15 protein-coding genes are annotated in these 19095 nt (G+C 71.5%); 8 read left to right on the plus strand and 7 right to left on the minus strand.

Annotated features, from left to right (window positions below; genetic code table 11):
• The 3 genes from ACFVXH_RS37320 to ACFVXH_RS37330 all read right to left on the minus strand — a co-directional run bounded on the left by ACFVXH_RS37320 (nucleotide 1) and on the right by ACFVXH_RS37330 (nucleotide 4398).
• Complete coding sequence (locus tag ACFVXH_RS37320; protein WP_074003916.1) at nucleotides 1–1065, minus strand: BMP family protein; 1065 nt, start codon at nucleotides 1063–1065, stop codon at nucleotides 1–3.
• A 276-nt stretch (nucleotides 1066–1341) separates the two neighbouring features.
• Entirely contained in the window at nucleotides 1342–2595 is a 1254-nt protein-coding gene (locus ACFVXH_RS37325) for an amidohydrolase (protein ID WP_079272373.1), read from the minus strand.
• A 213-nt stretch (nucleotides 2596–2808) separates the two neighbouring features.
• A complete protein-coding gene (locus ACFVXH_RS37330; protein ID WP_387830569.1) occupies nucleotides 2809–4398 on the minus strand; it encodes a methylmalonyl-CoA mutase in 1590 nt (529 codons plus the stop codon).
• A gap of 136 nt (nucleotides 4399–4534) precedes the next feature.
• Here ACFVXH_RS37330 and ACFVXH_RS37335 point away from each other — a divergent pair, with 136 nt between their 5' ends.
• The 6 genes from ACFVXH_RS37335 (at nucleotide 4535) to ACFVXH_RS37360 (ending at nucleotide 9831) form a co-directional block, all read left to right on the plus strand.
• Complete coding sequence (locus tag ACFVXH_RS37335) at nucleotides 4535–5290, plus strand: SDR family oxidoreductase (RefSeq protein ID WP_387830571.1); 756 nt, start codon at nucleotides 4535–4537, stop codon at nucleotides 5288–5290.
• Between the two features lie 328 nt (nucleotides 5291–5618).
• Nucleotides 5619–6056 (plus strand): 2-oxo-4-hydroxy-4-carboxy-5-ureidoimidazoline decarboxylase, encoded by a 438-nt coding sequence (locus tag ACFVXH_RS37340; RefSeq protein ID WP_369808249.1) that lies wholly within the window; start codon nucleotides 5619–5621, stop codon nucleotides 6054–6056.
• A 327-nt stretch (nucleotides 6057–6383) separates the two neighbouring features.
• Nucleotides 6384–6764: a succinate dehydrogenase, cytochrome b556 subunit gene (sdhC, locus tag ACFVXH_RS37345; protein WP_074003919.1), complete on the plus strand. Its 381-nt coding sequence runs from the start codon at nucleotides 6384–6386 to the stop codon at nucleotides 6762–6764.
• Between the two features lie 8 nt (nucleotides 6765–6772).
• The gene (gene sdhD, locus ACFVXH_RS37350; RefSeq protein ID WP_049649183.1) at nucleotides 6773–7264 is read left to right on the plus strand and encodes a succinate dehydrogenase, hydrophobic membrane anchor protein; all 492 of its coding nucleotides are present in this window, start codon (nucleotides 6773–6775) and stop codon (nucleotides 7262–7264) included.
• 51 nt (nucleotides 7265–7315) lie between these two features.
• On the plus strand, nucleotides 7316–9058 hold the full coding sequence (gene sdhA, locus ACFVXH_RS37355; RefSeq protein ID WP_049649182.1) for a succinate dehydrogenase flavoprotein subunit: 1743 nt from the start codon (nucleotides 7316–7318) through the stop codon (nucleotides 9056–9058).
• Nucleotides 9058–9831: a succinate dehydrogenase iron-sulfur subunit gene (locus ACFVXH_RS37360; protein ID WP_049649181.1), complete on the plus strand. Its 774-nt coding sequence runs from the start codon at nucleotides 9058–9060 to the stop codon at nucleotides 9829–9831. Before sdhA ends, ACFVXH_RS37360 begins: the two co-directional genes overlap by 1 nt.
• A 75-nt stretch (nucleotides 9832–9906) precedes the next feature.
• Here the strand turns inward: ACFVXH_RS37360 and ACFVXH_RS37365 are convergent, their stop codons facing one another.
• Both ACFVXH_RS37365 and ACFVXH_RS37370 read right to left on the minus strand, forming a co-directional pair.
• Nucleotides 9907–11517, minus strand: a complete 1611-nt coding sequence (locus ACFVXH_RS37365) for a hypothetical protein (protein WP_143204608.1) — start codon at nucleotides 11515–11517, stop codon at nucleotides 9907–9909.
• 90 nt (nucleotides 11518–11607) lie between these two features.
• On the minus strand, nucleotides 11608–11865 hold the full coding sequence (locus ACFVXH_RS37370; RefSeq protein ID WP_049649180.1) for an SCO4848 family membrane protein: 258 nt from the start codon (nucleotides 11863–11865) through the stop codon (nucleotides 11608–11610).
• 136 nt (nucleotides 11866–12001) lie between these two features.
• Here ACFVXH_RS37370 and ACFVXH_RS37375 point away from each other — a divergent pair, with 136 nt between their 5' ends.
• Nucleotides 12002–13189 (plus strand): D-alanyl-D-alanine carboxypeptidase family protein, encoded by a 1188-nt coding sequence (locus ACFVXH_RS37375; RefSeq protein ID WP_387830575.1) that lies wholly within the window; start codon nucleotides 12002–12004, stop codon nucleotides 13187–13189.
• Nucleotides 13190–13216: 27 nt separating this feature from the next.
• Here the strand turns inward: ACFVXH_RS37375 and ACFVXH_RS37380 are convergent, their stop codons facing one another.
• A complete protein-coding gene (locus ACFVXH_RS37380; RefSeq protein WP_387830577.1) occupies nucleotides 13217–14242 on the minus strand; it encodes a YihY/virulence factor BrkB family protein in 1026 nt (341 codons plus the stop codon).
• A gap of 47 nt (nucleotides 14243–14289) precedes the next feature.
• Nucleotides 14290–15288: a glycosyltransferase family 2 protein gene (locus tag ACFVXH_RS37385; protein WP_117488177.1), complete on the minus strand. Its 999-nt coding sequence runs from the start codon at nucleotides 15286–15288 to the stop codon at nucleotides 14290–14292.
• A 134-nt stretch (nucleotides 15289–15422) separates the two neighbouring features.
• Between ACFVXH_RS37385 and ACFVXH_RS37390 the strand changes: the two genes are divergently transcribed.
• Nucleotides 15423–18995 (plus strand): CDP-glycerol glycerophosphotransferase family protein, encoded by a 3573-nt coding sequence (locus ACFVXH_RS37390; protein WP_387830579.1) that lies wholly within the window; start codon nucleotides 15423–15425, stop codon nucleotides 18993–18995.
• Nucleotides 18996–19095: the final 100 nt, after the last annotated feature.

The following is a 19095-nucleotide window of genomic DNA, read 5'->3' on the forward strand; positions in this document are numbered from 1 at the left end:
TTACTGGCCGGCCGGCGCGGTCGGGATCGTGGTGGCGCCGGACTTGATCGCGTCGGCGGCGGCCTTCAGCTTGTCCTGGATGTCGTCGATCTTGCCGCCGGTGGTGGCGAGCGAGACACCGTCGGCCTTCAGGTCGAACAGCTTGATGCCGGTCGGGGTCTGGCCCTGCTTGACCGACTGGACGTACGAGAACACCGCGGTGTCGACGTTCTTGACCATCGAGGTCAGGATGCTGTTCTTGTACTTCGCCAGGGCCGGCTGGCTGGCCTGGTCGGAGTCGACACCGATGGCCCAGGCACCCTGCTTGTTGGCGACGGCCTCGATGGCGCCGTTGCCGGAGGAGCCGGCGGCGGTGTAGATGACGTCCGCGCCCTTGTCGAGCTGGCCCTGGGCGGACTCCTTGCCCTTGTCGGGCGAGGCGAAGCCGGTGAAGTCCGGCGGGGTGCTCAGGTAGGTGGTCTCGACCGTGATGTTCGGGTCGACGGACTTCACACCCGCCTTGTAGCCGGCCTCGAACTTCTTGATCAGCTCGGACTGCACACCGCCGATGAAGCCGACGTGCTTGGCCTTCGACTTGTTCGCGGCGGCGACACCGGCCAGGTACGAACCCTCCTGCTCGGCGAAGAGCAGCGAGGTGACGTTGGCCGGCTGGTCCTTGTCGTTCGAGTCGATGATCGCGAACTTCACGTTCGGGTTGTCCTTGGCGACCTTGTTGACGGCCGGCTGGTAGACGAAGCCGACCGCGACGATCGTCTTGTAGCCCGCGTCGATCAGGTTCTTGAGACGGGTCTCCTTGTCGGCCTCGGCCTCGCCCTGCTTGGCCTCGGCCTCGGTCACGGAGACGCCCAGCTCGGACTTGGCCTTGTCGAGGCCACGGGCGGCGGAGTCGTTGAACGACTGGTCGCCGCGGCCGCCGATGTCGTAGGCCATGCCGACCTTGAGCGAACCGTCGCCCGAGCCGGCGGAGGAGGAGTTGTCGGTGCTCTTTGCGCCGCAAGCGGCGAGCGAGGCCATGCCCAGGGAACCCGAGAGCACAACCGCGGCGAGCTTCATTGAACGGCGCAAGGGGATATCTCCTTCTACACGCAACCGTTTGGCGTGGTCGGTCGCCACCGTAACGCGCGTAGAACACGGTTGTGTTACGGGGTGCCAGAGCGTTCGGGTTGTTATCAAACCGTGGTCTGATGTTCTTCCTGAGGCTCTATCCCATGCGCGGACGGTGATCCGAGGTCGGTGCGGCCCAGTTTACGGAACCGTTCCGGACCCCCCGGATCCGACCGTTCCGCTTCACCCGCGCCGCCCCCGGAACCGTCACCCCGCTCCGCCGCGCCCAGCCCGCCGTCAGCTGCCGTCCGCCTCCAGGGCCAGCGCCGAGAACAGCTCCACCCCGATGCCGATCGCCCGCTCGTCCACGTCGAACCGGCCCTGGTGGAGGTCCCGGACGGTGGCGTCGCCGGGCGCCCGGACACCGAGCCGGGCCAGCGCGCCCGGGGCGTGCTCCAGGTACCAGGAGAAGTCCTCGCCGCCCAGGCTCTGCTCGGTTCCCTCGACCACCTGGGCCCCGTCCGCGCCGAAGCGGGCGTTCATCGCCTCGTCCAACCGCGCGACCGAGACCGCCTCGTTGACCACCGGCGGCACCCCGCGGTGGTAGTCCAGCGTCCACTTGGCCCGGTAGGTCTCGGACACCTTGGCGATCAGCTCGTGCAGCAGGTCCGGCGCCTCGCGCCAGCCGTCCAGCTCCAGGCAGCGGACGGTGCCCTCCAGTTCGGCGTGCTGCGGGATGACGTTGGGCGCGGAGCCGGAGGCGATCCGCCCCCAGACCAGGCTGACGCCCCAGCGCGGGTCCATCCGGCGGGCCAGCGCGCCCGGGAGGTCGGCGGCCATCCTGGCGACCGCGGTGACCAGATCGGTGGTCAGGTGCGGACGGGCGGTGTGCCCGCCGGGGCCGTCCAGGTGGAGCACCAGGCGGTCGCAGGCCGAGGTGATCGCCCCGACCCGCAGCGCGATCCGGCCGACCTCCACCTTGGGGTCGCAGTGCACCGCGAAGATCCGCCCGACGCCCGCCATCCCGCCGGCCTTGATCACGTCCAGCGCACCGCCCGGCATGACCTCCTCGGCGGGCTGGAACACCAGCCGGACGGGCCGGCGCAGCTCGCCGGTGCGGACGGCCTCCGCCAGCACCAGGCCGGTGCCGAGCACCACCGAGGTGTGCACGTCGTGGCCGCAGGCGTGGGCCCGGCCGGGGACGGTGGAGCGGTACGGCACATCGGTCTTGGCGTCGTCGATCGGCAGCGCGTCGATGTCGGCGCGGAAGGCCAGGAACTCCGTCCCCGGCGTGGTGCCGGGCGGGACGATGTCGACGAGCATGCCGGTGCCGCCGGGCAGCACCCGGGGTTCGAGGCCGGCGGCCACCAGACGGTCGCGCAGCAGCCCGGTGGTTCGGAACTCCTGGCGGCCCAGCTCCGGGTGCCGGTGCAGATCACGACGGAAGGCGATCAGCTCGGGCTCCAGCGCCCGGACCCGGTCGCGCAGATCGGCGGCGGGGCGTACGGCGGCCAGAGTGGCGCCCGACTGAGCGGGCTCAGGACGGTTCATCTCGCCAATCGTAGGCCTGTTGGGGGGATTTGGCCCGACTTCCGGAAAACTAGTCCCCGGATGGGCGCATACCGGCCGGACACGTGGGTATGACATCTTGTTTCAGCCGCCTTCCCCGGGTTGCGTGCCCTGTGCAACGATCCCCCGGGCCGGCGGTCACGGCCGCCAACCCCCCTGACGGCACCGGCGGGTTGACGGCAGTTCAGCTGGCGGTCAGAAGCGCTCCACCGGGGCGTACGTCCCCCACACCCCGCGCAGCGCGTCGCACACCTCGCCGACGGTGGCCCGGGCGGCCAGCGCCTCCTTCATCGGGTACAGCACGTTCCCCGTCCCCTCGGCGGTGCGGCGCAGCCCGTCCAGCGCCCGGGTGACGGCGCCGGCCGAGCGCCCGGCCCGCAGCCGGGCCAGCCGCCGCGCCTGCCGCTCCTCGATCGCCGGGTCCACCCGCAGCGGCTGGTACGGCTCCTCCGTGTCCGACCGGAAGCGGTTGACCCCGACCACGGTCCGCTCCCCGGAGTCGGTCTCCTGCTGGAGCCGGTAGGCGGTGCGCTCGATCTCGCCCTTCTGGTAGCCGCGTTCGATCGCGGCCACCGCGCCGCCCTGCTCCTCGATCCGGTCCATCAGCGCCCGCGCGGCGGCCTCCACCCCGTCGGTGAGCGACTCGACGGCGTAGGAGCCGGCGAACGGGTCGACGGTGGCCGTCACGTCGGTCTCGTACGCGAGCACCTGCTGGGTGCGCAGGGCGAGCCGGGCGGCCTTCTCGGTGGGCAGCGCGATCGCCTCGTCGAAGCCGTTGGTGTGCAGCGACTGGGTGCCGCCGAGCACCGCGGCGAGCGCCTGGACGGTGACCCTGGCCAGGTTGACCTCGGGCTGCTGGGCGGTGAGCTGCACCCCCGCGGTCTGGGTGTGGAAGCGCAGCATCTGCGAGCGCGGGTCCCTGGCGCCGAATCCGTCCCGCATGATTCTGGCCCAAATCCTGCGTGCGGCGCGGAACTTGGCCACTTCCTCCAACAGGGTCGTGCGGGCCACGAAGAAGAACGAGAGCCGGGGGGCGAAGTCGTCCACGGCCATCCCGGCGGCGAGCGCGGTACGGACGTAGGCGATGCCGTTGGCCAGGGTGAAGGCGACCTCCTGCGCGGGATCGGCCCCGGCCTCGGCCATGTGGTAGCCGGAGATCGAGATGGTGTTCCAGCGCGGGACCTCGGCCCGGCAGTAGCGGAACACGTCGGCGGCCAGCCGCAGCGAGGGCTCCGGCGGGAAGATGTAGGTGCCGCGGGCGATGTACTCCTTCAGCACGTCGTTCTGGACCGTCCCGGTGAGCGCCGACGGCGCCACCCCCTGGGCCTCGCCGACCAGTTGGTAGAGGAGCAGGAGCAGCGCGGCGGGCGCGTTGACGGTCATCGAGGTGGACACCCCGCCGAGCGGGATGCCGTCGAACAGCACCGCCATGTCCTCGACGCTGTCCACGGCGACGCCCACCCGGCCGACCTCCCCGGCGGCGAGCGGCGCGTCCGAGTCGTAGCCCATCTGGGTGGGCAGGTCGAAGGCGACCGAGAGGCCGGTGCCGCCGCCCGCGATCAGCTGCCGGTAGCGGGCGTTGGACTCGGCGGCGGTGCCGAAGCCCGCGTACTGGCGCATCGTCCACGGGCGGCCGGTGTACATCGTCGGGTAGACGCCCCGGGTGAAGGGGTACTCCCCCGGCCGGCCCAGCCGGGCTTCGGCGTCCCAGCCGGCCGGCGACCCGGGGCCGTACACCGGCTCGATCTCGAAGCCGGACTCGGCGCGGCGCGGCTCGGCTGCCATGGGGGCCCTCCGGGGCTGGGGGAACGGGGTCCTCGCACTATCGGGCTCCCCGCCGTGCGGGAGGCGACCGGCCCGCCGGAGCGCCGGCGCGGTTGAGATGATCGGGTGAACGACCGACGAGCCCCAGGGAGTGGCAATGACCGAGCAGAAGGTGGCCGTGGTCACCGGTGCCAGCAGCGGAATCGGCGCGGCGACCGCCCGCCGGCTGGCCGCCGAGGGCTTCGACGTGGTGCTGACCGCCCGCCGCACCGAGCGCGTCGAGGCGCTGGCCAAGGAGATCGCCGACCGGGGCGGCTCCGCCCGGGCCGTCACCCTGGACGTCACCGACCGGGCCGCGGTGGACGCCTTCGCGGCCGCCGTCGGCCGGGTGGACGTCCTGGTGAACAACGCCGGCGGCGCGATCGGCGCCGAGACCGTCGAGCACGGCGACCCGGCCGACTGGCGGGCCATGTACGAGGTGAACGTGCTCGGCGTGCTGCAGGTGACCCAGGCCCTGCTGCCGGCCCTGCGGGCGACCGGCGACGGCACGGTCCTGGTGCTCTCCTCGACCGCCGCGCTGGCCGCGTACGAGGGCGGCGGCGGGTACGTCGCCGCCAAGCACGCCGCGCACACCATCGCCGCCACGCTGCGGCTGGAGCTGTGCGGGGAGCCGATCCGGGTGATCGAGATCGCCCCCGGCATGGTGAAGTCCGAGGGCTTCGCGGTCACCCGCTTCCGCGGCGACGAGGAGAAGGCCGCCGCGGTGTACGCGGGCGTGGCCGAACCGCTCACCTCGGAGGACATCGCGGACACCGTGGCGTGGGCGGTCACCCGGCCCTCGCACGTGAACATCGACCTGCTGGTGGTCCGGCCGAGGGCGCAGGCCGCCAACCACAAGGTCCACCGCGACTGAGCCCGGGAACGGGCGGGGAGGGCGCTGACGTGCAGGTGTCAACGTCACAACTTGATAGCTCGTCCGGATGAATTCGGCGCGCGCCCTCCCCAACTGATGACCGCTCAACTACCTTTGAGGCGCTGAACGACCGGCGCTCGCGCGCCCCTCGGCAGCCCCCATCCCACCTGCGCACCACCCCGTTCCACCGGCACCTTCCCGCCCTCACGAGGAGGACCCGCTGGCCAGCGACATCCCGTCACAGCGGCTCGACGTCAGAACAGAGCCGACCCTCCTCGGGCTGCACCGCTTCAACGAAGCCGACGCCGGCGCCGCCGAGGAGGCCCTCCTGGCCTGCTGCGGCAGCCACCGCTGGGCCCTGCGCCTGACCGCGCACCGGCCCTACCCCGACATCGAGTCCCTGCTGGCCGCCGCCAGCGAGGCCTCCTACGACCTCCGACCGGCCGACCTCACCGAGGCCCTGGCGGACGAGAGCTGGATGCCGCAGCCCCTGCTCGGCATGCGGGCTCCCGGCAGCCAGGCCGCCCACACCGCGCTGCGGGCGGCGCACGCCGCGTACGAGGCCCGGTTCGGCCACGTCTTCGTGGTCTGCCTGGAAGGGGTCGCCCCGGAGGAGATGCTCGACACCGTGCTCTCCTCGATCCGCACCCGCCTCGCCAACGACCCGGACGAGGAGCGGCTGATCGCGTCCGACGAACTCCGCCGGATCGCCCTCACCCGACTGGAGCACCTGGTCGCCACCCACCCGGAGACCGCGGCGCGCTGAGCCCGCATCACGCCCCCTCTTCACCCTGCCGGGTGACAACGATCACGAAACCGCCCGGACGAGTGAACCGACCCCGCCACCGGATCCGACCGCCGCGCCCCGCGCCCACCGACGCGGGGCGCGAGCATGCCGTCACCCATCGTGATGACTCCGGGTTTGGTTCCCGCCCCACTAGGCCAGAAGTGCCTGATTGATCACACCTGGGGCCCCCGGAGGCGGTTCACGACAAGGCGTCGATAGGATGCTGGCGGCCGGTGGACCGTACCCGGCCGGGCTGACCGACACCGAAGCCGGCCGAGCCCCCAATCGCTTCCGGAGGGTTTTTCCGTGCCGGCTGGAACGCTGTACCGCGGCCGGGAAGGCATGTGGAGCTGGGTGGCTCATCGAGTCACCGGCGTCCTCATCTTCTTCTTCCTGTTCGCCCACGTCCTCGACACCGCCCTCGTGCGAGTGTCGCCGGAGTCCTACGACACCGTCATCCAGACGTACAAGACTCCGCTCGTGAACCTGATGGAGTACGGCCTGGTGGCCGCCATCCTGTTCCACGCCCTGAACGGCCTGCGCGTCGTCGCAGTGGACTTCTGGTCGAAGGGCCCGAAGTACCAGAAGCAGATGCTCTGGAGCGTCGTCGGCGTCTGGGTCGTCCTGATGGCCGGTTCCTTCTACGGGATCCTCCAGCACACGCTGATCTCCTGGTTCGGGAAGTGAGCCGAGACATGTCCACGGAATACTCCGACGCCATCGTCGTCCCCTCGAAGCAGGCGCACACCGGCAAGGGACTGGGCACCGGCAACCCGGCCGACGCGTTCGTCATCGAGCCTCCGCGCAAGCGGACCACGAAGACCCCGCGTCGCACCCGCACCAACTTCGAGATGCTGGCCTGGCTCTTCATGCGCCTGTCCGGTGTCGTTCTGGTCGTGCTGATCCTCGGCCACCTGCTGATCATGCTGGTGCTCGACGGCGGCGTCTCCAAGATCGGCTTCGCCTTCGTGGCCGGCCGCTGGGCCTCGCCGTTCTGGCAGGGCTGGGACCTCCTGATGCTCTGGCTCGCCATGCTGCACGGCGCCAACGGCATGCGTCAGGTCATCAACGACTATGCCGAGAAGGACTCGACCCGGCTCTGGCTCAAGGGGCTCATGGGTACCGCCACGGTCTTCACCGTGCTGCTCGGCACCCTGGTGATCTTCACCTTCGACCCCAACATCTGAGCCGCGAGCACCATCGACCATCGGCAGAGGCCAGAGGCGAGTTAACCCCCCATGCAGATTCACCAGTACGACACCGTCATCGTCGGCGCCGGCGGCGCCGGCATGCGCGCGGCCATCGAGTCGACGCAGCGCAGCCGCACCGCCGTCCTGACCAAGCTCTACCCGACCCGGTCCCACACCGGCGCGGCCCAGGGCGGCATGTGCGCCGCCCTGGCCAACGTCGAGGAGGACAACTGGGAGTGGCACACCTTCGACACGGTCAAGGGTGGTGACTACCTGGTCGACCAGGACGCCGCCGAGATCATGTGCAAGGAGGCCATCGACGCCGTCCTCGACCTGGAGAAGATGGGCCTTCCCTTCTCCCGCACCGAGCAGGGCCGGATCGACCAGCGCCGCTTCGGCGGCCACTCCCGCAACCACGGCGAGGCCCCGGTCCGCCGCTCGTGCTACGCGGCCGACCGCACCGGCCACATGATCCTCCAGACGCTGTTCCAGAACTGCGTCAAGCACGGCGTCGAGTTCTTCAACGAGTACTACGTCCTCGACCTGCTGATCAACGAGGGCAAGACGGCCGGCGTCGTCGCGTACGAGCTGGCCACCGGCGAGATCCACGTCTTCCAGGCCAAGTCGGTCGTGTTCGCCTCCGGCGGCACCGGCAAGTTCTTCAAGGTCTCCTCCAACGCCCACACCCTCACCGGTGACGGCCAGGCCCTGGTCTACCGCCGCGGCCTGCCGCTGGAGGACATGGAGTTCTTCCAGTTCCACCCGACGGGCATCTGGCGCATGGGCATCCTGCTCACCGAGGGCGCCCGCGGCGAGGGCGGCATCCTGCGCAACAAGGACGGCGAGCGCTTCATGGAGCGCTACGCCCCCGTCATGAAGGACCTCGCGTCCCGTGACGTCTGCTCCCGCGCGATCTACACCGAGATCCGCGAAGGCCGCGGCTGCGGTCCGGACGGCGACCACGTCTACCTGGACCTGACCCACCTGCCGCCGGAGCAGCTGGACGCCAAGCTGCCGGACATCACCGAGTTCGCGCGCACCTACCTCGGCATCGAGCCCTACACGGACCCGATCCCGATCCAGCCCACCGCGCACTACGCCATGGGCGGCATCCCGACCAACGTCGAGGGTGAGGTCCTGCGCAACAACACCGACATCGTCCCGGGCCTGTACGCGGCCGGCGAGGTCGCCTGCGTGTCCGTGCACGGCGCCAACCGCCTGGGCACCAACTCGCTGCTGGACATCAACGTGTTCGGCCGCCGCGCGGGCATCGCCGCCGCCGACTACGCCAACGCGAACGGCTTCGTCGAGCTGCCCGAGAACCCGGCCGAGAAGGTCCAGGCCCTGGTCGACGGCCTGCGCGAGGGCACCGGCACCGAGTCCGTGGGGCAGATCCGCAAGGAGCTGCAGGAGACCATGGACACCAACGCCATGGTGTACCGCACCGGCGCCACCCTGAAGCAGGCGGTCGAGGACATCGCCGCGCTGAAGGAGCGCTACAAGAACGTCTCCATCCAGGACAAGGGCTTCCGCTACAACACGGACCTCCTGGAGGCCGTCGAGCTGGGCAACCTGCTCGACCTGGCCGAGGTGCTGGCCGTCTCCGCGCTGGCCCGCGAGGAGTCCCGCGGCGGCCACTACCGCGAGGACTTCCCGACCCGTGACGACGTGAAGTTCATGCAGCACACCATGGCGTACCAGGAGGTCGCCGCCGACGGCAGCACCTCCATCCGCCTCGACTACAAGCCGGTCGTCACGACCCGCTACCAGCCGATGGAGCGTAAGTACTGATGAGCACTCCGACCGTGGAGAAGCACTCGGCCGCTCTGGACGCGGTCGAAGCCGGTGCCGTCCAGCCGATCACCGTCACCGTCCGGATCCGCCGGTTCAACCCGGAGGAGCACCCGGACCCGGTGTGGGTCGACTACCAGCTGACGATGGACCCGAAGGAGCGCATCCTCGACGCGCTCAACAAGATCAAGTGGGAGCAGGACGGCACCCTCACCTACCGCCGTTCCTGCGCCCACGGCATCTGCGGCTCCGACGCCATGCGGATCAACGGCCGCAACCGGCTGGCGTGCAAGACCCTGATCAAGGACGTCAACCCGGAGAAGCCGATCACGATCGAGGCCATCAAGGGCCTCACGGTCCTCAAGGACCTGGTCGTGGACATGGACCCGTTCTTCCAGGCGTACAAGGACGTCATGCCGTTCCTCATCACCAAGGGGAACGAGCCGACCCGCGAGCGCCTGCAGTCCGCCGAGGACCGCGAGCGCTTCGACGACACCACCAAGTGCATCCTGTGCGCCGCGTGCACGTCGTCCTGCCCGGTGTTCTGGAACGACGGCCAGTACTTCGGCCCGGCCGCCATCGTCAACGCGCACCGCTTCATCTTCGACTCGCGCGACGAGGGTGCCGAGCAGCGCCTGGAGATCCTCAACGACCGTGAGGGCGTGTGGCGCTGCCGCACCACCTTCAACTGCTCGGAGGCCTGCCCGCGCGGCATCGAGGTCACCAAGGCGATCCAGGAAGTGAAGCGGGCCCTGGTGACCCGCCGCTTCTGATCCCACCCGCCACACCGGAGGCCCCCGCCCGATCCTCGGATCGGGCGGGGGCCTTCGCCGTTCCGTCGTGCCGGGTCAGCGCAGGGCGCCGAGGTCCTTCGGCGCGGACCAGCCGCTGAAGGTCACCAGGTGCCGGTCGGGGGTGACGGCCCACAGGTCGGGCTTGCCGTCCCCGTCACCGTCGCCCGAGCTGCCGAGCGTCGGGTAGGCGGCGGTGGTGAAGCCGGTGGCCACGACGTCCGCCTTCGGGTCGGCGAGGGCGGAGTAGTCGAAGCTGCCGTCGGCCTGCTTCGGGACCGGGTACGCGTGCAGCTCGCCGGTGGCCCGGTCGCGCGCCCAGAGGGCGAGGTTCCCGGCCGCGTCCGGACCGGGGGCGATCAGGTCGTAGCCGGCCCAGTCGCCGGTGGTGGTGAGCTTGCGGGCCTTCGCCCAGCCGTACGCGAAGTCGCCTCCGGCGTGCAGCCAGAGGTTGCCGTCCTCCAGCGTCACCAGCGACGGACCGAAGCCGCCGGCCGCCGGGCCGAACGCGACGATCTGCTCCGCCTTCGACCAGTCGTCGGCGAAGTCCGCCGGGCACGCCGTCTGCGCGCCCGCCCCGTCTACGCAGGTGCTCGGACGCCTGGCGCCGATCATGCTCCCGGAGAACGATCCGTAGTCGGAGTTCCGGTACAGGTAGAGGTAGTCCGACCCGGGCTGGTAGAGGAAGAGGTCGTCCGAGGACGGCGCGTGGTCGTTCGACCAGCCGCGGTGGATGACCTGGTACGACGCCCAGCCGTTGTGATCGGGCGAGGCGAGCGCCCGGATCGTCGCGTTGGGAGTGGTGTCGGACGCGTTCACGCCGATGTACTGCAGATTGCCCTGCGCGTCGGGCAGCAGGATGTCCGCAACACCGTCCCCGTCGACGTCGCCGAAGGTCTTCGGCGGGTTGGGGTTCGAGGGGGCGTAGAAGGTGAAGGACGCGTTGGCGACGTTGCTCACGTTGTCCAGCACCTGGACGTTGAGCGTGTTGGTGCCCCACCTCAGGACCTTGAGGTCGAGCGTCACCGTCCCGTCGGCGGCCGGCTTGACCGCGTTCCGCGAGTCGCAGCCGCCCACGCCGAGGTAGTCGAAGCCGTACCGGACACAGGCGACGCCGGAGCCCGCGCCACCGGTCGGGGCCTGGTCGGCGGTCTTGATGACGAAGGTCGCCTTCTGGCCCGCGTACTTGGTGGCTGGACCGCCGTCCGGGAAGTCCGGCGAGGAGACCGTGGCGGTCGGCGGGGTGGTGTCCAGCGTGAAGCGGCAGTCCGCCGACGGGGCGGAGGCCTGCTGACCCTGGAGGGCCCAGGCGTGCCAGGCGTAGCTGTGCCCGTCCACCAGACCGCGGACCACGGTCTTGGCCTGCTGGGCGTAGGCCTGGGCCTCGTCGGTGAACACCGGGTCGGTGCCCGTGGTCTCGTCCCTGACGGCGAACCGGGCGCCGGTGCCGGCGACGTTCGCGGTGAGCGTCGGGCCGTAGTTGGTCCAGCCGACCCAGCCCGGAGCGGTGGTCGAGTCGCAGGCCTCGCTGCGGTAGTCGCCACCCTGGCTGGTGCCGAGGACGGCCGGCGCCGTGTCGGCCACGGCCGCCGTGGGCGTGGTCAGCAGACCCGCGGCCACGGCGGCCGCGGCCACCCCGCCGAGTCTGCGCACGTACGTGTTCCTCATCGAATCCCCACCCCTGGTGTCGTCCTGTAGCTCTTCTGTGCGAGCCGTGAGGATCTTGCCAGTGGGGTCCGACCGAGGCAACGGGGATTTTCAGTCGGTGGCCGGGGTGCGGCGGGTGGCGCGCAGGCCGCGCAGGCCGATGGCGCCGACCGCGATGCCGAGGGCGAAGGAGGTGACGGCGAGGAGGAGGTGGACCCAGAAGAAGGCGGTGGGCTGGGAGTGGTCGCCGTTGGTGAAGGCCTGGCCGCCGGAGTCCTTCCAGAGGTTCTTCACGAAGGTCGTCCAGATGATGATCGACCAGACCCCGAAGGCGGTCAGGAACCAGGAGGTGCGACGGCTGAGCTTCATGGGGGTCCTCGGCTTGTGAAGGCGGTGTGCGTCCCCAGTATGCGCGGGCCGCCGATCGGCGTACGGCGGGCCCCTCCTGCGGAGGACGGGCTCCGGGGGGAGGGCAGCGGGAGCCCCGAGTGGGTACGGTCAGCTGGTGCCCACACCCCGACTCACGTTCGCGCGCCTGTGCGCCGCGGTCACCGCGGCCCTCCCGGTCCTGCTCGCCGCCCCGGCGGGCGCGACCCCGCAGCAGCCGCCCCCGTCGGCCGCGGTCGGCGGCGAGCGGCTCGGGCTCCCCGGGGTCCAGGTCGCCCCGATGGCGGGTGCCCCGCCGCTGCCCTCCGACCTCACCGGCCAGTCCTGGATAGTCTCCGACGCGGCGTCGGGCGACGTGCTGGCGGCCAGCAACCCGCACCTGCGGCTGCCCCCGGCGAGCACCCTGAAGATCCTCTTCGCGGACACCGTGCTGCCCAAGTTCGACCGCAACGCGGTGCACCGGGTGGCCGACGAGGAGATCCAGGGGATCGGCCCCGGCAGCAGCCTGGTCGGCATCAAGGAGAACCTGGACTACCGGGTCGAGGACCTGTGGCGCGGGGTGTTCCTGAGCTCCGGCAACGACGCGGTGCACGTCCTGTCGCACATGAACGGCGGCGTCCAGCAGACCGTCACCGAGATGCAGGCGCGCGCCGACGCGCTCCAGGCCCGGGACACCAGGGTGATCTCCCCGGACGGCTACGACATGGACGGCCAGGTCTCCTCGGCCTACGACCTGTCGCTGTTCGCCCGGGCCGGCCTGCGCAACGCGGACTTCCGGACGTACTGCGCCACCCGGGACGCGATGTTCCCGGGCGCCGTCGACCGGAACACCGGCCAGCGCGGCAGCTTCGGGATCGCCAACACCGACCGGCTGCTGGGCAAGTACCCCGGCCTGATCGGGGTGAAGAACGGCACCACCACCAACGCCGGCTCGACCTTCGTCGGCGCCGCCGAGCGCGACGGCCGCACCCTCCTGGTGACGGTGATGCACCCGGCCAGCTACCAGCGGGTGTACGACGAGACGGCCGCCCTGCTGGACTGGGGCTTCGCCGCGGCCGGCAAGGTCCAGCCGGTCGGCAGGCTGGTCGACGAGCTCCCGCCCGCCGGCGCCGAGCCGACCGGCCAGGCCGGCGGCGCCGAGGGCACGCCCGCACCGCCGCCGCACCCCGCGCCCACCACCGCCCCGACGGCGGCGATGGGCACGCGCGGCGGGCTCGGCCTCGGCGGCTGGTCGGCCGTGGTGCTGGCCGGGGCCGCGGCCGGGTACGGCTCGCTGGTGCTGCTGCGGCGCCGCTCCGCCGGCTGACCCGCCGACGGGTGGGAGGGCTCGGCCTCAGTCCCGGGGCCGGGCCCTCTCCTCGCCCTCGTCCTCGCCCTCCCCGTTCTCCTTCTCCTTCTCCTTCTTCCGCTGCTCGGCCCGGGCGGCCCGCTCCGCCGCGTCCGCCTCCGCCGCCGCCTCCGCCTCGTCGGCCGCCTCCAGCAGCGCCCGCCCGTGCGCCCTGGTCCGGTCCCGGGCGGCCACCGGGTCGGCCGTCGCCGTCCAGGCCACGCAGTACATCAGCAGCCGGGAGACGAAGTTGATCCACAGCAGCAGCGCCACCGGGGTGGCGAACGCCCCGTACAGGCTCCGTCCGGCGACCGAGCCCAGGTAGGAGGCGAGCAGCAGCTTCAGCAGTTCGAAGCCGACCGAGCCGATCAGCGCGGCCTGCACCAGGTCCCGCCGGCGCTGGTCGGTGATCCCGGGGAAGGGCGCCAGCAGGTAGGCGAAGAGCAGCATGTCGCACGCTATGGCGATCAGCACGCCGACCGCGGTCAGCAGGTACCCGCTGTTGAGGCCGATCGCGTCGGCGATCCGGCCGGCGAGCGTGGTGCCGGCGGCGGAGGTGGCCAGCGAGAACAGCGACACCAGGCCGAGGCCGGCCAGCACCGCCACGTCCCACCCCTTGCGCAGGACCGGGTTGCCCTCCTCCTGGGGCAGCTGCCACAGGTCGCGGATCGAGGTGCGCATGGTGTCCACCCAGCCGAGGCCGGAGACCAGCAGCAGCGCCCCGCCGACCAGCCCGACGGTGCCCGCGTTGGCCACCAGGGCGGGCAGGTTGAGCGCGTCCGAGAGCCCCGGCAGCTGGTCGGAGATGTGCTCCTGCAGCTCGTGGACTCGGCTGTCGCTCAGCGTCGCGGCGGCGACCGCCAGGCCCACCGTGAGCAGCGGGAAGAGCGCGAGGAAGCCGAAGAAGGTGACGGCGCCGGCCAGCCGGTTGCCCCGGGCGGCGGAGAAGTACTCGTACACCCGGTACGGGCGGCTGCGCAGCACCCGGGCCACGAGCGGGCCGACGACCGGCAGGCGGGTCAGGAAGTCCACCTACCGGTTATAGCCGGTCCGTCCCCCGAACGGGCGTCAGTTCGCGCTCAGCGCTTGACGAGTCGCCGGGCCTTGGCGAGGGCCCGGACGGCCTGGTAGGCCCCGTAGCGGCCGTGGCTGAGCAGCTCGGTGCGCACGCCGTCCACGCCGGCCGGCGGCCGGTAGCCGGCCGGCCGCAGCCGGGCGCAGTGCTCGGCGGCCCGGCGGAAGTACTCGCGGCGGTCGCCGGGCGGGACCCGGCCGGGCTTGGAGACCACGGTGTTGAGGTGGTGCAGCATCCGGCCGTAGACGACCGGGCGCCAGCGGTCCAGGTCGGGGCGGCCGTCGAGGAAGGCGAAGACCAGGTCGTACTGGGCGAACACGTCGAAGTGCTTGCGGCTGGCGGTGGCCAGGATGTTGCCGCCCTCCTGGCGCTGGCGGTAGTGCACGCCGACCTGGTCGAGCAGGGTGATCCGGGCGGCGGCGAGCAGCGCCGGGTACGTCCAGGGGGTGTCCTCGTAGTAGCCGGCCGGGAAGACCAGCCGCTGCTCGGTGATGAAATCACGGCGGTAGGCCTTGTTCCAGACGACCTGGAGCAGGTCGAGCAGGTCGGGGCGGGCGTCGAGGTCGAAGACGTCCGGGGAGGCGGCGCCGAAGACGTGCGCGGAGGCGGCCCGGGTGATCCGGCCGTCGGCGTAGGTGCGGGCGTAGTCGTAAACCAGGATGTCCGGGTCACCCGTGGCGGTGAGCCGCTCGTCGATGCTCTTCAGCAATCCGGGGGTCAGCGTGTCGTCGCTGTCGAGGAAGACCACGTAGTCCCCGGTGGCGACCTCCAGGCCGGCGTTGCGGGCCCGGCCGAGGCCGACGTTCTCCGGCAGGTGCAGCACCCGGACCCGGGCGTCGGCGGCGGCGGCCCCGTCCAGGATCGCGCCGCAGCCGTCCGGGGAGCGGTCGTCCACCGCGATCAGTTCGACGTCCGGGCCGTCCTGGCCGAGCACCGAATCGAGGCACTCGGCGAGGTAGTCCTGGACCTGGTACACGGGGACGATCACGCTGAAACGGGACACGGACCCAGCGTAGTGGTCCCCGGGTGGGCGAGGTCCCCGGAGGTAGGATCGGGGGCGCACGTACGCACCGATCCAAGTGCGGTCAGACCCCGTACGGGCTGCCACGCTCCTCCAGAGAAAGGCCTGCGTAGCCGATGGCTCCCCGCCTCTCCATCGTCGTCCCGATCTACAACGTCGAGCGCTACCTCGTCGAATGCCTCGACTCGATCGCCGCCCAGACCTTCACGGACTTCGAGTGCGTCATGGTCGACGACGGTTCGAAGGACGGCAGCGCGGCGCTCGCCGAGGCGTACGCGGCCCAGGACTCCCGGTTCCGGCTGGTCCGGCAGGTGAACAAGGGCCTCGGCGCGGCCCGCAACACCGGCATCCGGCACATCGACCCGGACTCCGAGTTCCTGTGCTTCGTGGACAGCGACGACTCGATGCCGCCGAGCGCGTACGAGCTGATGATCAACACGCTGGACGAGACCGGCTCGGACTTCTGCACCGGCAACGTGCTGCGCTTCCGCGCCGTGGGCTACTACCAGTCCGGCGGCCACCTGAAGCCGTTCAAGGAGACCAGGCTCAAGACCCACATCACCGAGATCCCGGCGCTGGTCACCGACCGCACCGCGTGGAACAAGGTGTACCGCCGCTCGTTCTTCGACGCGGCCGGCCTGCTCTACCCCGAGGGCATCCTCTACGAGGACGCGCCGGTCAGCGTGCCGCACCACTACCTGGCCAAGAGCGTGGACGTGCTCTCCGAGCCGATCTACCACTGGCGCGAGCGCGAGGTCGGCGAGATGTCGATCACGCAGATGCGCACCAACCCCAGGGGCCTGATCGACCGGGTCGCCTCGGTCGAGCTGGTCCGCGCCTGGCTGACGAAGCAGACCGAGCCGCGCTTCGCCGAGTACCTGCGCTCCTACGACGAGAACACCCTCGTCGAGGAGATCCCGATGTTCTTCTCGTCCCTCGTCGAAGGGGACAAGGAGTACCGGGACGCCTACCTCCAGCACGTCGGCCGGCTGCTCCGGTCGATCGGCGCCGAGCACGTCGCCCGGCTGCGCGCACCGCTGCGGCTGAAGTACCACCTGACCCTGTCCGGCCGGATGGACGAGCTGGTCGAGCAGATCACGTACGAGCGCGAGAGCGGCGGCGGCGTCCAGGCCCGCGGCCTGCTGCGCCCGTACGCCGACTACCCGTTCCTGCGCGGCGGGCGCAAGAGCGTGCCGGCCGGGGTGCTCAAGCTGGACAACTCGCTGGTGATCCGCAGCCGGCTGTACCGCAGCACCTGGGAGGACGGGAAGCTCCGGCTGACCGGGCACGCGTACCCGGAGCAACTGGGCGCGGCCGGCAAGCACGACATGGTCCGCACCCTGGTGCTGCGCGAGGCCAAGGGCCGCCGGGTCATCGCGGTGCCGATGCGGACGACGTACAGTCCCGAGGCCACCGCGAGCTGCCACCACGACCTGTACAGCTGCGACTGGTCCGGCTTCACCGTGGCCATAGACCCGAAGAAGCTGAAGCACCGCGGCCAGTGGAAGGACGGCAACTGGCGTCTCCTGGTGGCCGGCGCGGGCAAGGGCGGGGTCTACAAGGGCCGGATCTCGGCCGGGTGGAGCGACAGCGCGCTGTACCTCCCGTCGCACTGGGTCGAGCCGGACGTGCGGATCGTGCCGTGGATCCGGGACAACTTCGTCTACCTCCGGGTGGAGACGGTCAAGGCCCGGGTGACCGGCCTGGCCGCCCACGGCGACCGGCTGGAGGTCTCGGGCGCGGCCCGCTCCGGCCCGAGCTTCGCCGGGGCGCGGCTGCGGCTCACCCACACCGAGTCGGACCGCCACCTGACCTTCCCGCTGGAGCTGGGCGCTCCGGTCGGCTCGCTCCAGCCGTTCACCGCGGCCTTCCCGATCGCCGAGCTGACCGCCGTCCGCGAGGCCTGGGCCGAGCTGGACCCGGTGGCCGCCGAGCGCAGCCGCGACCACTGGGACGGCGCGCTGCTGCTGGCCGACGGCAGCACCGTCCAGCTGGCCTGGGACGACCGCAACGCGCCCGAGCAGCTGCACCTGGCGCTGAACCCGCAGGCCCCGGTCGCCGAGCGCCGGGCGCTCTACTCCAAGCCCTCCCCCCACGGGCACCTCCAGTTCACCGACCAGGTGCTCCAGCCGCTGGTGGACGAGGTGTCCTCGCGCGGCGCCGACGGCTTCCTGCTGAGCGGCTCGTTCCCGCTGCCCGGCGCGCACCGCTGGGAGCTGGTGGTCCGTCACGAGTGGCGCGAGGAGGAGCACGCCTACCCGGTGGAGATCTCCGACGGCCGCTTCCGCACCGCGCTGCCCGCCGTGCCGACGGCCTCCTTCGCCGGCCGGGTGCCGCTCTCCCGGGGCACCTGGAACGTCGTCTTCCGCCCGGTCGGCGTGCCGGTGCCCGAACTGCCGGACGCCGCCGCGCTGGTGACCCCGGACTGCTTCGACGTCCTGCCGGTCGAGGTGGAGTCCCGCGGCAAGCGGATACTGCTGGAGCGCCGCGACCACGACGCCCTGTCGTTGGAGTCGCACTCGGTGCTGCTGCCCGAGGAGGGGGCCCGCTACCGCCAGCGCCAGCTGCAGAGCGTGGACTACCCGGCCGCCCGCCGGCTGCCGGTGCGCGACACGGTGCTGTACCACACCGGCAAGTACGGCACGTACTCCGGTTCGCCCCGGGCGGTGCACGAGGAGCTGGTCCGCCGCGGCCTGCCGCTGGAGCACCTGTGGGGCAACGACGACATGCAGGCCGAGCTGCCGCAGAGCGCGACCGCGCTCCGGTACCGCAGCCCGGAGTGGTACGAGGCGCTGGCCACCGCCAAGTACGTCGTGGCCAGCACCCACCTGCCCGACTTCTTCGTCCGCCGCCCCGACCAGGTGGTCGTCCAGACCTGGCACGGCACTCCGCTGAAGCAGATCGGCTTCGACTTCGAGAAGGTCTGGTTCACCGACTCCAAGTACCTCAGGAGCCTGGCCCGGGAAGTCCCGAACTGGAGCCTGCTGGTGGCCGGCAACCGCTGGTCGGCCCCGGTGCTGCGGCGCGCCTTCGACTTCAAGGGCGAGATCCTGGAGAGCGGTTCGCCCCGCAACGACCTGCTGTTCGCGACCGACCGGGAGAAGACCGCCGAGCAGGTCCGGGAGCGGCTCGGCCTGCCCGAGGGCAAGAAGGTCGTGCTCTACGCGCCGACCTGGCGCGAGGACCGGCGCCGGCCGCAGGACGGCTACCAGATCGACCTGCGGATCGACCTGGCGGCGGCCAAGGCCGCGCTCGGCGACGACCAGGTGCTGCTGGTGCGCCGGCACCACCTGATGTGCGGCCAGATCCCGGGCGCCGGCAACGGCTACATCTGGGACGTCGGCACCTACCCCGACATGGCGGAGCTGCTGCTGATCGCCGACGTCCTGGTGACCGACTACTCGGCGAGCGCGTTCGACTTCGCGTCGACCGGCAAGCCGATCGTGTTCTTCACCTACGACCTGGAGCACTACCGCGACAACCTGCGCGGCTTCAGCCTGAACTTCGAGGCCGAGGCGCCCGGCCCGATGCCGGCCACCTCCGAGGAGCTCCTCTCCGTGCTCGGCCGGGTGGACGAGGTCGCGGCCGAGTACGCGGACCGGGCCGCCGCGTTCCGCGAGGCGTACTGCGACCTGGACGACGGCAAGGCCTCCATCCGGGTGGTCGACGCGATGCTCCGCAAGGAGTAGCCCCCTCGCACGATCCGGCGGGGGGGGGCGGCCCCCCGGGGGGGGGGGGCCCCCCCCCCCGCCGGCGGGCGGGCCCGCCCACCCCCCCCACAACGAATGA

It is taken from the genome of Kitasatospora sp. NPDC058184 (assembly GCF_042883725.1).
Taxonomy (GTDB): Bacteria; Actinomycetota; Actinomycetes; order Streptomycetales; family Streptomycetaceae; genus Kitasatospora.